Source organism: Providencia sp. LY12 (genome assembly GCF_057621555.1).
This window is the reverse complement of sequence record NZ_CM172594.1, coordinates 902,170-916,143: the sequence shown is the minus strand read 5'-3', so window position 1 is coordinate 916,143 and position 13,974 is coordinate 902,170. Positions and strand designations below refer to the sequence as shown.

Sequence of the window (13,974 nt, the reverse complement as noted above, 5' to 3'; positions counted from 1 at the left end):
TTATTAGATTACAAAACTGTCGCCATTAATGAAGGGTTTCGTCATCTTGCTCAGATTGCCGCCATAAACAGGGTTTTCCCCCTTTTTTATCCACGATATCTAAGCGGGCTTCATGCTCTGCAATTTCTTCATCAGAAGCATAAATAATTTTTAATCCACTTACTGGACGCTCAATACGTTGAATTTCATTGGCTTGTTCCGTATTGCTGGATTCAGATTCCATTGAAAATGCAAGAGAGGTCTGCCCCCCTGTCATCGCTAAGTAGACGTCAGAGAGGATCTCAGCATCGAGTAAAGCTCCGTGCAATGTTCGCTTGGAGTTATCGATAAGGTATCTATCACATAAGGCGTCTAAGTTATTACGTTTACCGGGAAAAATCTTGCGAGCTAATACTAAGCTGTCGGTAATGGTGCAGAATTCTGAGGTTGGAGGAATGCCTCTGTTGAGCTTACGAAACTCGTAGTCCATAAAGCCGATATCGAAGGGTGCATTGTGAATGACGAGTTCTGCACCGCGAATAAATTCGATAAACTCATCGGCTATATCGGCAAATACCGGTTTGTCTTGCAAAAATTCATCACTGATTCCGTGGACTTCGAAAGCTTCTGGGTCAACGAGACGGTCTGGTTTGATGTAGACATGGAAATTGCGCCCTGTTAAGCGGCGATTAATCACCTCTACAGCACCAATTTCAATGATATTGTGCCCTTCATAATGAACACCAAGCTTGTTCATACCTGTGGTTTCAGTATCGAGGACAATTTGTCGGGTTATCGCCGTGCTCATAATGTTTTTTTGTGTCAAACTAGAAGTTGATGAATAAGAAAGAGTGTAACAGAAATGACAAAGCAGGTAGAAATTTTCACTGATGGGTCTTGTTTAGGGAACCCAGGCCCCGGCGGATACGGTATCGTACTTCGTTATCAGCAACATGAGAAAACACTCAGTGATGGTTTTTTCCTCACCACCAATAATCGCATGGAATTACTCGCCGCAATCGTTGCCTTAGAGTCACTGACCCGACCTTGCGATATTATCCTGACTACCGATAGCCAATATGTACGCCAAGGGATCACTCAGTGGATCCATAATTGGAAACGTCGTCAATGGAAAAAGGCGGATAAATCGTCAGTGGTCAATGTGGATCTTTGGAAGCGTCTCGACCAAGCAATTACACGCCATACTATCGATTGGCGCTGGGTGAAAGGTCATGCTGGTCATGCTGAGAATGAAAAATGTGATGAATTAGCTCGCGCCGCGGCCAATGCGCCAACAAAAGAAGATACAGGCTACCAACCTACTCAAGAATAGCCAGGTTCAGATTTAACGAAGTTGCTTCGATTTACTGATTTCTTTCGTTGCACCCAACGCTGTTGAAATTTTCACTTTAGGTTGCTTAAATTTCAAGGGCGTTGGCGTTAATGGATATGTACGCTTTCTTGCAACAATCACGCTGATCACACCAATTCCACCACAACGTTTATTTACCCGTTTCTCCGATGAGATCCAAGGTAACACTTGGCAATTTCGGTGATATAGCACCTCATAATTGAGTAACCCTAGCCAATCAAATACCCGGAGAGAAGGGAAAAAACGGCTACAGTAAGGCTGCTGCTTACGTAAAATCGGTACTAATTTTGCCATTCCAGCTAAGCTGAATGGGTTAAATCCCGATAAAATCAGCCAACCATCATCGATCAATACCCGATCCACTTCCCGTAAGATCCAATGTGGATCATGGCTATAGGCGAGCAAATGAGGCATTAAACAGGCATCAATTGTCTTATCCGCAAAAGGCAAAGCTTCAGGATTTGCCGCAACATCAAATAAGTGAGGATCTTCACCTAACGTGAATTGATGAGGGATCATGCACTCTTTAGTGTGGATTTCTGTACTCAAATGACCTAATTTAAGCAGGTGAAAACCAAACATTTTTTGCCACCAAGGCGCTAACTGGGCTTCCAAGGCTTGGCGATAGTGTTCACCAAAAGGAATATCAGACCAACTGGCGGGCATTTGAATCTTTTCTTCAATACGCGCAGGTTTCATAACATTCCCCTTAAAAATCGGATCGAGGTTGATTATGGAGTTAATTCGAGTACCAGCGTTAAATGATAATTACATTTGGCTACTAGCAAACAACCAGCAGTGTATCATCGTTGACCCTGCTGAGTCAGAGTCGGTTCTCTCAATATTAACGGCTAACCAATTGACCCCTGTTGCAATTTTACTCACCCATCATCATAACGACCATACTCAGGGTGTAAAAGCTATTATTGCTCAATATCCAAAACTCCCCGTATTTGGCCCCCAAGAAACCTTAGTTAAAGGGGCGACAGAGCTGGTATGTGATGGCGATTCCGTCATTATTGGTGACTTCAATTTTCAAGTCATTGGTCTCCCTGGTCACACGCTTGGGCATATCGGTTTTTACCAAGCTCCTTACCTATTTTGTGGTGATACATTATTTTCAGCTGGCTGCGGGCGGATTTTCGAGGGTACCCCCGACCAAATGTATCAATCGATTCAAAAAATCGCAGTGCTTCCTGATGATACTCTCATCTGCTGTGCGCATGAATATACGCAGTCTAATTTACAATTCGCTCATCATATTTGGCCTGAAAATGAGACAATTACGAATTATTCCGAAAAAGTAAGGACTTTGCGCAACAATCAGCAAGCAACAGTACCTAGTACATTGAAAACTGAGAAAAATATCAACATTTTTTTACAATGTGACAATCCGAAATTACAACAAAAACTGAACATTAATGTGACAAATCCATCATTACGTGCAGTTTTCACCTTATTACGTAAATTAAAGGATGAATATTGATGTATAATCGTTGTCAATAACAGCTAAAGCCAGTATTATCTGGTCAACTTTTAAACATTAAAAACAAAGAAAAACAGAGCTAATGAAGATAATCGCGCCCCTCATCGCCATTGTTTTGCTTGCGGGCTGTCAAGGCACTTCTAAAGTCACCGTTAAGCAACCAAAATCTTCAGCCAACCACTCAATTGACACTGTTGCATCCCATAACCAAGCAGCAAGTAGACAGGTTTCCAAAGTCGATCATGACCTTTGGGGTTATATTAGTGGTGAGCTGAAGATGGATATCCCCGAAAACGCAACAATTCGGGAAATGGCCAATAGTTACTCCAATAAACAAAGTTTTATCTATGATGTGGCAGTAAGAGCTGAGCCTTACATGTACTTAATTGTAGATGAAATCAATGATCGTAACTTACCAATGGAATTAGCCTTAATTCCTGTCATTGAAAGTTCATATAATCCTAAAGCCACCTCTCCCGCGCAAGCGGCAGGTCTTTGGCAAATCGTTCCCATCACTGCACGTTCATATGGGCTAAAACAGACACAATGGGTTGATGAACGCCGTGATGTTGTGACATCCACAAAAGCGGCTTTAGATCTCCTTGAGAATCTGAATATTATGTTCGGTCACGATTGGGAGCTCACACTTGCTGCTTATAACTGCGGTGAAGGTTGCGTTCAAAACGCGATTAAAAAGAATGAAGCTGCTGGCTTACCAACAGATTTTTGGTCTCTTCAATTACCAAAAGAAACCAAACAATATGTTCCAAAGATCCTTGCGCTTAGCCAAGTGCTGAGACAACCAGAACGCTATCAAGTCAGATTACCAAAAAGTAATAAGAATAGAGGGTTAACGCAAGTTGATGTGGGACAACAAATCACATTGACTCAAGCAGCTGAATTAACAGGTTTAACGGAAGAATCTATTAAAACCTATAATTCGGGTTATACCCGAGGCGTTACGTCGCCAAATGGTCCACATTATATTATGTTGCCAACAGCAAAAGCTGAGCAGCTAAAAGTTTCACTGACGGATCAAGACGTATTAAATGATATTCGCAACGCAGTAGCACAAAATCGTTATGCGCAAGCCGCGGCGAGTAACATCCAGACAGCAAAAGCGAACTCGAAGCAAGCTAAAACCTTTAGTTATAAAGTTCGCAAAGGTGAATCTATCGCAAGCATTGCTAAAAAATTCAATACAACAGCTAAGAATATCCAACAGCTAAATGGGTTAAAAACAGCTAAAGCAAACATCGTTCCAGGACAAACATTAAAAATTTCAGGTACGACACCGACCAGCAATAATCGTAAAGGTGGAACTTACAAAGTCAGAAAAGGCGATACTTATTACAGTATTGCTAAGCGTCATGGAATTAAACTTAACGACCTGATGAATTGGAACTCAGGTGTTAAAATGGCAGATTTAAAGCCAGGTGTTACATTGAATTTATATCTTTAAATTAAATATTTCAAAAATCCCCATAAAGGTTAAACCTTAGGGGATTTTATATTAAATAAATTTCAATGATTAGAAATAAACTATTTAATTAGCCTTAATCTCGATATCAATCTGGATCACAATTTGAGTTGTAACATATCATCAAATACACTTAATTGCCGAAATCGCACAATATCATTTACATTCTTGATTAGGGTGTGATAGAAAAAATAATTATCCCGATTTTTCCTAGTTTCCCCTTACGATTCCCTGCTTAAAAAAGTCATTATTGGGTGGTGACTTATGAAATAAAAGTGCTATTATTATTGATGTGGCGAAAGCAATCTGAGCAATCAGTTTATATTTGAATATTACTTTTATATTAGTGACAACCTAAAACTCTCTCAATTAGTGATAATCTTATATTTATCAATATACTAACCATGTTTGTTTATATTGAAAACAGATGCTTATATTTAGTTGATGTGACATTATTTTTGATACAAAAATACGCAAAGTAAAAGTCAGATTCGCCCATGGAGGTGATTATGGATGAATACTCACCCAAGAAACATGATATAGCCGAATTAAAATATCTGTGTAACAGTTTGAATAGAGACGCAATATCAAGTTTACAAAAAACAAACACCCATTGGGTAAATGATCTTAGTTCGGCACAAAGCATCAGCCTCAATGAGCTCGTTGAGCATATTGCAGCTTTTGTCTGGCGATTCAAAATCAAGTATCCGAAAGAAAATCTCGTTATTTCTCTTGTTGAAGAGTATCTTGACGAGACATATAATTTATTTGGCAGCCCAGTAATTACTTTCAGCGAAATCATTGACTGGGAAAGTATGAATCAAAATCTTGTCGCAGTGCTCGATGATGATCTAAAATGCCTGACAAGTAAGACATAGAATCACCATTTACCTTTAATTTCACTATCCTATAGTACATTTTAGGTTATCGACACATAAAGAAAGGGCGTTATGACCAAATCCGATTATCTGATGCGTTTAAGAAAATGCACCACTATTGAAACACTTGAGCGCGTTATTGAAAAAAATAAGTATGAGTTATCTGATGATGAATTAGAGTTATTTTACTCCGCAGCTGATCATCGTCTTGCCGAACTCACTATGAATAAACTTTACGATAAAATCCCAGCATCTGTTTGGAAGTTTGTTAGATAAATACTTATTTACACGCATAGATAGTGAATGGTTATAGCCGGTAATACTTTATCGGCTCAATGAAAATTCCTTACTTATCTTAGTTAGTATTCACTGAATACTGGCAGCCTCTTTATATCCTTTTATTTTTACCTTTCCCTAATCCCAATTAATTTAACATTTCATGCGATAATAGCTATTTCAATATCAATTGAACCATTGTAAATACCAATTAAGAATAGCAATCAATTTCTTATTATTAAAATATAGTAAACTAAGCGCGATAATAACAAGAAAGCATAGCTAAAAGGCAATGATTATTGCTACTGAACATTTGATTGATGAAACAGGGATATGAAGATTAAGAGAGGGCTTAATATTGGGTGGGAGCCCTGCCAGCGACATCCCGGCACACACGACCCCTGCTATGGCTGCTTCCTTCCGGACCTGACCTAGTTAACAAGTTAGCGTTGCGGGAGAACCAACAGAGCCCCCATTGATTGCTTCTTTCAAAGCACGGGCATTATGCTTGATAGATAGCTAAATAGCAAGAAAGTGGCGATCAAGTGCTGTTTTATTACACAAAAATCTGAAGGGTTATTTAATACAGATTGGTATGAACAATAAATATTGGTAGGAATTAATACTTACTAATAAGAACCAGCCGCTAGTTAGCAGGAACCAGAAGTAAATCAATATTTTCAACCATGCCATTATTGATCACTTCAGTCGACGATTCTGTAATATAGATTAATTTTCCATCAGCGTGTAACGTCGCACTAACCGTGATTTTAGCTTGGTTTCTTATTTCATTTTTGTGGTATGTCAGCTGATACGGAAGCGTCACTTGATTGTTCAAGTTAGTATAGTGCTTTTGAGATAATATCAGCGCTGGCAACTCAACAAATGAGTTATCTACCATGGTGACTGTAATATCCACGTTTTCAGATAACCCTTTATTTTTAGCAATAAGGATATTTCCGCTAATCGTACCGATGTCTACTTGCTGATTTTCGCGATTACTTTTCCCTTTTACCCTTTTTTCAGGGGGATTGGCGTTGTTTCCTTCACACCCTACTAAGAAAATAAGTATCAACGAACTAATCATGTAGCGATAGAATGTCATTATAATTACCTATAATATTTTGATTTAATTAGACATTTTAATATGATTATTCTTGATATATTAGAGTTTATCTAAACTTAGAAAATTATATCTAATACAAATTAAATAATGAAATTATATTTCAAATTGTAACCAAAAACGATTGTCAATTAATCCGTACACAAACTGCCTACCTATTTCTGTGGATTAATGGGAAAATAGCGACATCTGATATTTTTTAACCATCTTCAAGGTAACTATGAGCACAGAATTACAAAACTTAATTAGCCTAATAAAACTCGAAAAAATTGAAGAAGGTATTTTTCGGGGGCAAAGTGAAGATCTTGGTTTGCCACAAGTTTTTGGTGGACAGGTTGTTGGACAAGCGATGTATGCAGCGAAACAAACCACGCCCGAAGATCGCATCATAACCTCATTTCATAGCTATTTTCTGCGTCCAGGAGATAGCCAAAAACCGATTGTCTACGATGTAGAAATTTTGCGTGATGGTGGCAGTTTTAGTACACGCCGTATTAGTGCCATTCAAAATGGTAAACCGATCTTCTTTATGACGGCCTCATTTCAAGAACAAGAAGATGGATTTAATCATCAAAATCTAATGCCTGATGTCCCCACACCAGAGCAATTGATTTCACAGGATGAAATCATTCAACGCTTCGCAGATCAGCTTCCTGATGCTGTCAAAAAATATGCACTGCGCCCTAATCCTTTCGAGTTTCGCCCGATTCAGTTCTATAGCCCGTTTGATAGCGCACCTCAAGAGCCCTTTCGCTATATTTGGTTTAAGGCCAAAGGACAACTTCCCAATACACCAGAGTTGCATGATTACTTGTTAGGCTACGCATCGGATTACAATTTCCTTCCCGCAGCATTACAGCCTCATGGACGTGGGTTTATGGAACGCGATTTACAAGTAGCAACGATTGACCATTCAATGTGGTTTCATCGTCCTTATCGCCTCGATGAATGGTTACTGTATGCCATTGAAAGCCCTTCTGCTTCTGGCGGGCGTGGTTTTGTTAAAGGGCAAATTTATAATCAGCAAGGGGATTTAGTGGCAACAACAGTACAAGAAGGGGTCATTCGTAAAAGAAAACCTCGATAATGTCCCGATTTATATCAGCCCGAAAAAAGTAAGTCGTTACTAACTTTAAGACAAGAAAAGCCTCAACTATATAGGAATTCCTAATTGTGAGGCTTTTCCTTGCTTAGTAACTTAATCAACTCGTCAATTCAACATAAAGTATGTCAGTAAGCACTAACTAAACTAATAATGCTTCTGCAGCCGCTTCATCACGAGAGTTCAGTGACTCGCCCACTTGTTGTAATTGATACATCTGGTAATAGCGACCTTCCTGCTGAAGAAGTTCAGCATGATTTCCTTGCTCAACGATCATTCCTCGATGAAGAACAACAACTTGATCAGCATCCACAATCGTTGATAAGCGGTGAGCTATCACCACCAGCGTCGTATTTCGACGAATAACACGTAGCGCCTTTTGAATTGCCTGTTCAGTGCCAGAATCTATATTCGCGGTCGCTTCATCCAATATCAGAATTTTCGGTGTTACGACGAGTACTCGCGCCATCGCCAATAGCTGTCGTTGCCCAACAGATAAAGTGTTTCCTTGCTCACCTAACAATGAATCCAATCCATCTGGCAATTCACGGACATGCTGAGCTAATTGTACAGTTTCAAGGACTTCCCACACCTTTTCTTGGGAAATATCACGTCCTAGAGCAACGTTATCAAAAAATGAAGCCGCGAGTACTACCGGATCCTGCTGCACCATAGCAATGCCATTTCGTAATACTTGATGGGACAGTGAATTTAAATCCCGTCCATCCAGTAAAATTTCCCCTTCCTGCCATGGGTAATACCCCATGATTAAGTTTGCAATGGTACTTTTTCCACTTCCCGTGTGCCCAACAAGTGCCACGAAATGGTGTTCTGGGACGGATAAATTAATATCATCAAGGACTTTTTTATCATCTCGATAAGCAAAAGAGAGGTGTTTGATCTCAATTGCTCCGCCCTGTAATGGCGCAATATTTTCGCCATAACCTTGCTGTGGGCTATCCATCAATTCAAAAACACGTTCACCGGATACAACCGCTTGTTGCAACATGGACTGCTGAGATGTTAGCTCAATTAATGGTTCGTTTAAACGACCTAAGTAGTTAATGAAAACATACAGAACCCCGACACCGACAGTACTGGTACCATCAAATCCAAATAGCAATAATAACCCACATAATACGCAGGCAGAGAACAAACTCAGTAGTGGTCTGAGTAGTAATCCATCTAATTTCAATGCTTTCATTCTGGAATGATAGTGATCTTCACTTGCTTCCAGCATTTTTTTGCCAAATCTGGCTTGCTGTAAAAATTGCTGGATAACCGTCATACCATTAATGACTTCATTGAAACCATTATTAATATCTGCAAGATACGCCCTAACACGGCGCACAATTGGCGTGCTAAGTCGCTGATAAACCAACATGACGATCAGAACCGCAGGAAAAATGAGTACCGCAATGGATGCCATTCGCCACTCTAAAGAAAACATGGCGACTAGCATGGCACAAATTAATGCCAAACTGCGAAATACTGTTGGTACTACCATGACAAACAAATCTTTAATCACTTCGGTGTCGTTGGTCACACGAGAAATAATCTGCCCCACTGGCTGCTTATCAAAAGCACTTAATGGCTGGCGCAGAGCCGCATTCATCACATCAGTTCGTAGATTTTGCACCACTCCAACAGAAGCTTGATTAAACAGAATTTTTTGATGATAGTGAAGAAGTGCTGCAATGATTTGCAGCGCAATAAATCCAATCACCATGTACAGCGTTAGCGGCATAATGATCTGTTTTTTCGCGACCATATTGTCAATAAAGTAGCTAATCAGTAAGGGCCCACTCACTTCTGCGGCGGCAGCCAACCAAAGCATAGCAATCGCTATCCCCATAGTACCGCGGTAAGGTTTACCGTAAGATAATAAACGTTTTAATGCTGGCCAAAGCGGCTTTCTCTGGTTCATAGATCACCGTCCAAAGCGGCTTCAATTTGCTGATAATGATACATATCGCTGTACCAACCAGATTGCTGAGAAAGTACTTTATGAGTGCCTTTGGCAACTATACTCCCATGACATAAAACAATAATATTATCGGCATCCACCAAGGCTGATAGACGATGGGCGCTAATAATCAACGTTCTCCCCTGTCTCCAACGACTCAAATTCTGCAAAATAGTGTGCTCTGTCTGCCCATCAACGGCGGACAGCGCATCATCCAAAATAAGGATTTCCGCATTTTGTAAAATCGCCCGTGCAATGGAAATTCGCTGTTTTTGCCCCCCCGAGAGCATAACACCACGCTCTCCCACTTGGGTTTGATACCCTTCGGGGAGGCGTAGAATATCTTCATGCACACAAGCAACCCTAGCCGCGTCTTCTATCTGCTCCATTGTTGCATTTGGCTGCCCAAGAGCGATATTGTTTGCGACCGAATCAGAAAATAGGAATGGAGATTGATTCACTATTGATAACCTTGCCCGCCACTCATCGAGTCGAATATCTGTCAGTGATTTATTTTGATAAATAATTTCACCTTCATTCACATCAAAATGGCGTTGTAACACAGTAATTAATGTCGACTTCCCTGATCCCGTTGGTCCACATAACCCAAGGAAGCGCCCAGGTTTTACATCAAACTGGATATCATGCAAAGCATGGCGCTGAGTTTCGGGATACGAAAATGTTCTGATATTGACGTTTAACTCGCCTTTTTCCGCAAGCAAACTTTGGTTACCATCTTTAATCACTAAAGGCTCGTCAAGCAGGCTTAAAATCCGGCTATATGCTGCGCTTCCTCGTTCAACAATATTAAACATCCATGCAAGGGCAAGCATTGGCCAGATCATCAACCCTAAATACATGACAAAGCTGGTGAGCTCCCCGAGGGTTAATGTGTCATTCAACACCATCCAGCTTCCGCCCGCGATGGCTAACAAGTTTGCCATTCCTATCGCCATAAAAATGGTCGGATCAAAGCGAGCATCAATCTTCGCTACATGCATATTCCTGCGTCCAGCTTCAGTGGCAACTTGCTCAAATTGATTGGATTGATGCGTTTCAAGACCAAATGCTTTGATCATTCTAATACTGGTTAAGCTCTCTTGTGCGTGGTTATTTAATGATGAAAAAGCACCTTGAGCATGTTTAAAACGATGATGAAGCTGGTCGCCATAACGCTTAATGACCAGTGCCATAATAGGCATAGGAATCAAGGCAAGGAGTGTTAGCTGCCAACTTATTTCGATGCTCATCATAATAAGGACGGCACATCCCATCACCAGAGAGTCAACTAGAGTTAAAACGCCTTCACCTGCGGCAAATACCACACGATCCACATCATTCGTGGTACGCGCGATAAGATCTCCTGTGCGATATTTCAAATAAAATGGCTGATTTTGTAAGCTAAGCTGCTGATAAATTTGTTGTCTTAGTCGGACAGCCAATTTGTAAGAAGCACCAAATAGCCATAAACGCCAAACATAGCGCAACCCATAAACTGTTAAAGCAATTCCGAGCATGGATAATACATACGTCACAAGTTGTTGATTCGTCATCGACCCTTTGCTAATACCATCCACTATCACACCAACAAAGCGTGGTGGGATCATTTGTAAAATAGCAATGACCACAAGAAAACAAATAGCGCCAACATAGCGACGCCATTCGCTTATAAAATACCAACGTAATTGTGAAAATAATCGCACGTATTACTGCCTTGAATGATGTTAGTGACTGCTTGCTCTATTATTAGGAGCTCTGCGCTCTTGGGCTAATATATGACTTTTGGATTAGTCAGGGATTGGCAAAACGGTTGTATATTTGATTTTTTCCATTGCAAAACTGGAGGTTACATCAATTAAGCCATGAACGCCATTAACCAATTTCTTATAAAATAGATCATAGGATTTCATATCATGAACTTCGACTTGCATCAGATAGTCATATTCACCAGCCATGCGATAAAACACTAAAACTTCAGGTAATTTTTCCACAAATGAAACAAATTGCGCATACCATTCGCTATTATGTTGTTGGGTTTTAATCATGACAATCACCGTCAGCCCCAATCCCAGTTTTTCGCCATCTAATAGCGTGACTCGTCCTCGAATGTATCCTTCATCCTCTAACCGTTTAAGTCGCTTCCAGCATGGTGTCGAGGTTAAATTGACGGCTTCTGCTAATGAGTTTAATGATAGGCTGCTGTCATTTTGTAATAAGCAAAGTAGTTTTTTATCTATTTTATCCAGCATGTTTAGCCCCTGAGCGAATCCTGTTATCCGCAAAATTCTATCATGATGAAATAATAAAGCTGTTACGAATTGCTAGTATTGTAGAATAACTTTGCATGAATAACCGAAACATAGCATAAATTGCTTATTTTAGAGGTTGAAGGTACAAAAACAGACTGTTCATTCCCCTCTTGGCTCGTTAACATAGATCTAAATTAATATTCTCATTATTTAATCTTAGGAGAGACTCATGAAACGTGCTGTTGTTGTCTTCAGCGGAGGACAAGATTCAACAACCTGCCTAATTCAAGCACTCAAACATTATGATGAGGTTCATTGTGTCACCTTTGATTATGGCCAGCGCCACCGCTTAGAAATCGACATTGCGCAAAAGCTTAGCATACAATTAGGCGCAAAAGCGCATAAAGTTCTTGATGTTACCTTGCTCAATGAGCTAGCGGTTAGTAGTTTAACCCGTGATAACATTCCGGTTCCTGACTATGAAGAAAGCGAAGCCAGCGGGTTACCAAGTACTTTTGTACCCGGACGTAATATTCTATTCCTAACACTCGCCGCTATCTATGCTTACCAAGTACAGGCAGAAGCGGTGATCACCGGTGTCTGTGAAACCGACTTTTCAGGTTACCCTGATTGTCGTGATGAGTTTGTCAAAGCGCTCAATCATGCGGTTAGCCTAGGGCTAGCAAAAGATATTCGTTTCGAAACACCACTTATGTGGTTAGACAAAGCACAAACATGGGCTCTTGCTGACTACTATGGGCACCTTGAGACTATCCGCACTCAAACTCTCACTTGCTACAATGGTATTCCAGGTGATGGCTGTTCCGAGTGTGCCGCATGCCATTTACGCAGCAAAGGCTTAAATTATTACCTAAATAATAAACAAGCCGTTATGGATTCATTACTTAAGCAACTCAACGTAACGATGTAATTCTAAAAGCCAACTATGGTTAGTGCTTCCTGGTTGGCTATACTGCTAATTTGCCTATACTTCGATAAAAGCATCTGTTTTATTTTTCAGCGACTCAATTTTTTCTCGAAGCTCATCCTCGATCACCATGGCTTTATTGACTTTACCGTCAATGAAGACAAGCGTGACATATGCATCGGATACCACTTCATCAACACCATTACGATGGCGAATAATTTGTTGGTAACAGACAGCACTCTTCACTCCGATTTTATCCATTCGAGAAATAACGGTTAGCTCATCACCCAACCCAACGGCTTGGAAATAGTTAACATTAATATTCACTGCCGCCATCACGATTCTATGCTGAATAGCCCATTCAATGAGATTAGCTTTTCCCATCCAATCCCATCTATCCGCTTCATAGAACTCTAAATACCTAGCATTATTGACATGTTGAAAGACATCAATGTGATAACCGAGCACTTTTATGCGTATCGCCATAACTACTCCGACCAGTTGAATTATTTGATAACATAAAAATAACAAATATTTGAAAGGGCTGCTTAAAAAATATCACTAATCAGACTTAGCTCTCATATTCGTGCTTTAAATTAAATTTAATAGCACAAATATTACCCACAATTTGTTTTTAATCTGATAACGCTACTTTCTATTTTCTAAAAAATAGCCCACGGTGAAAGTGGGCTGTTTTTGCTTATAGGACAAGTTTATTACGATTTTTCTCTAAAAATGCAGGTCCAATTCCCTGTACTTCAAGGATATTTTCAACTGTATTAAAAGCGCCATATTTTTCTCGGTATTCAACAATAGCCTGAGCTTTCTGTTTACCAATTCCATTGAGTTTTCTCGCTAACTCTTCAGCAGTGGCTTGATTAATATTCACTTGGTCTGGAGATGTTAAACTCGCCACGTTTTTTACTTCATCACTATTTTGAGGTTGCACTATCGCCGTGGCTGGTTTTTCAGTTTCTGCTTTTTTAACCACTGCAAATGCAGATAAAGGGCATAACATTACCACCATTAACGCTGTCCCTAATCCTTGTTTAATGCTTTTATTCCATTTCATCATTGTTCTCCTATGTGTGTTGAAACATCACAATGCCAGAGAATTTTTTCAAAAACCTTTCTT

General features: G+C 40.0%; 15 protein-coding genes and 1 other RNA gene. 7 read left to right on the top strand and 9 right to left on the bottom strand.

All coding sequences use genetic code 11. The features are described from left to right. Positions 1-25: 25 nt before the first annotated feature. Positions 26-787 (bottom strand): DNA polymerase III subunit epsilon, encoded by a 762-nt coding sequence (gene dnaQ / locus ACY3ZI_RS04065; protein WP_211886602.1) that lies wholly within the window; start codon positions 785-787, stop codon positions 26-28. 54 nt (positions 788-841) lie between these two features. Between dnaQ and rnhA the strand changes: the two genes are divergently transcribed. After that, complete coding sequence (gene rnhA, locus ACY3ZI_RS04060; protein ID WP_487376056.1) at positions 842-1,312, top strand: ribonuclease HI; 471 nt, start codon at positions 842-844, stop codon at positions 1,310-1,312. A gap of 12 nt (positions 1,313-1,324) precedes the next feature. Here the strand turns inward: rnhA and ACY3ZI_RS04055 are convergent, their stop codons facing one another. Beyond that, positions 1,325-2,050 (bottom strand): class I SAM-dependent methyltransferase, encoded by a 726-nt coding sequence (locus ACY3ZI_RS04055; protein WP_108479261.1) that lies wholly within the window; start codon positions 2,048-2,050, stop codon positions 1,325-1,327. A 34-nt stretch (positions 2,051-2,084) separates the two neighbouring features. Here ACY3ZI_RS04055 and gloB point away from each other — a divergent pair, with 34 nt between their 5' ends. From gloB to ACY3ZI_RS04035, 4 genes are all read left to right on the top strand, one after another. Next, entirely contained in the window at positions 2,085-2,837 is a 753-nt protein-coding gene (gene gloB / locus ACY3ZI_RS04050) for a hydroxyacylglutathione hydrolase (protein ID WP_487376052.1), read from the top strand. A gap of 82 nt (positions 2,838-2,919) precedes the next feature. Then, positions 2,920-4,299 (top strand): murein transglycosylase D, encoded by a 1,380-nt coding sequence (gene mltD / locus ACY3ZI_RS04045; protein ID WP_487376049.1) that lies wholly within the window; start codon positions 2,920-2,922, stop codon positions 4,297-4,299. Between the two features lie 527 nt (positions 4,300-4,826). Next, a complete protein-coding gene (gene tomB, locus ACY3ZI_RS04040; protein ID WP_036953942.1) occupies positions 4,827-5,195 on the top strand; it encodes an Hha toxicity modulator TomB in 369 nt (122 codons plus the stop codon). 72 nt (positions 5,196-5,267) lie between these two features. Further along, entirely contained in the window at positions 5,268-5,471 is a 204-nt protein-coding gene (locus tag ACY3ZI_RS04035; RefSeq protein ID WP_004905417.1) for an HHA domain-containing protein, read from the top strand. 369 nt (positions 5,472-5,840) lie between these two features. Here ACY3ZI_RS04035 and ffs read toward each other — a convergent pair. Both ffs and ACY3ZI_RS04025 read right to left on the bottom strand, forming a co-directional pair. Then, an RNA gene (gene ffs, locus ACY3ZI_RS04030) (signal recognition particle sRNA small type) lies at positions 5,841-5,937 on the bottom strand. A gap of 180 nt (positions 5,938-6,117) precedes the next feature. Beyond that, positions 6,118-6,576: a YbaY family lipoprotein gene (locus tag ACY3ZI_RS04025; RefSeq protein WP_036953939.1), complete on the bottom strand. Its 459-nt coding sequence runs from the start codon at positions 6,574-6,576 to the stop codon at positions 6,118-6,120. 238 nt (positions 6,577-6,814) lie between these two features. Here ACY3ZI_RS04025 and tesB point away from each other — a divergent pair, with 238 nt between their 5' ends. Beyond that, entirely contained in the window at positions 6,815-7,681 is an 867-nt protein-coding gene (gene tesB, locus ACY3ZI_RS04020) for an acyl-CoA thioesterase II (protein ID WP_211886612.1), read from the top strand. A gap of 157 nt (positions 7,682-7,838) precedes the next feature. Here tesB and ACY3ZI_RS04015 read toward each other — a convergent pair whose 3' ends face one another. The 3 genes from ACY3ZI_RS04015 to ACY3ZI_RS04005 form a co-directional block, all read right to left on the bottom strand. Continuing rightward, positions 7,839-9,623 (bottom strand): SmdB family multidrug efflux ABC transporter permease/ATP-binding protein, encoded by a 1,785-nt coding sequence (locus ACY3ZI_RS04015; protein ID WP_487376036.1) that lies wholly within the window; start codon positions 9,621-9,623, stop codon positions 7,839-7,841. Then, positions 9,620-11,365: a SmdA family multidrug ABC transporter permease/ATP-binding protein gene (locus ACY3ZI_RS04010; protein WP_211886616.1), complete on the bottom strand. Its 1,746-nt coding sequence runs from the start codon at positions 11,363-11,365 to the stop codon at positions 9,620-9,622. The genes ACY3ZI_RS04015 and ACY3ZI_RS04010 overlap by 4 nt, the downstream gene beginning before the upstream one ends. Before the next feature lie 84 nt (positions 11,366-11,449). After that, positions 11,450-11,911: an Lrp/AsnC family transcriptional regulator gene (locus ACY3ZI_RS04005; RefSeq protein ID WP_036953928.1), complete on the bottom strand. Its 462-nt coding sequence runs from the start codon at positions 11,909-11,911 to the stop codon at positions 11,450-11,452. Between the two features lie 229 nt (positions 11,912-12,140). Here ACY3ZI_RS04005 and queC point away from each other — a divergent pair, with 229 nt between their 5' ends. Next, a complete protein-coding gene (gene queC, locus ACY3ZI_RS04000) occupies positions 12,141-12,842 on the top strand; it encodes a 7-cyano-7-deazaguanine synthase QueC (RefSeq protein ID WP_211886618.1) in 702 nt (233 codons plus the stop codon). Positions 12,843-12,896: 54 nt separating this feature from the next. Here the strand turns inward: queC and ACY3ZI_RS03995 are convergent, their stop codons facing one another. Both ACY3ZI_RS03995 and ACY3ZI_RS03990 read right to left on the bottom strand, forming a co-directional pair. Beyond that, positions 12,897-13,325 carry an acyl-CoA thioesterase gene (locus ACY3ZI_RS03995; protein ID WP_487376030.1) on the bottom strand — a complete coding sequence of 143 codons (429 nt, stop codon included), beginning with the start codon at positions 13,323-13,325 and terminating at the stop codon, positions 12,897-12,899. Between the two features lie 214 nt (positions 13,326-13,539). Further along, the gene (locus ACY3ZI_RS03990) at positions 13,540-13,911 is read right to left on the bottom strand and encodes a ComEA family DNA-binding protein (RefSeq protein ID WP_211886777.1); all 372 of its coding nucleotides are present in this window, start codon (positions 13,909-13,911) and stop codon (positions 13,540-13,542) included. Positions 13,912-13,974 lie beyond the last annotated feature (63 nt).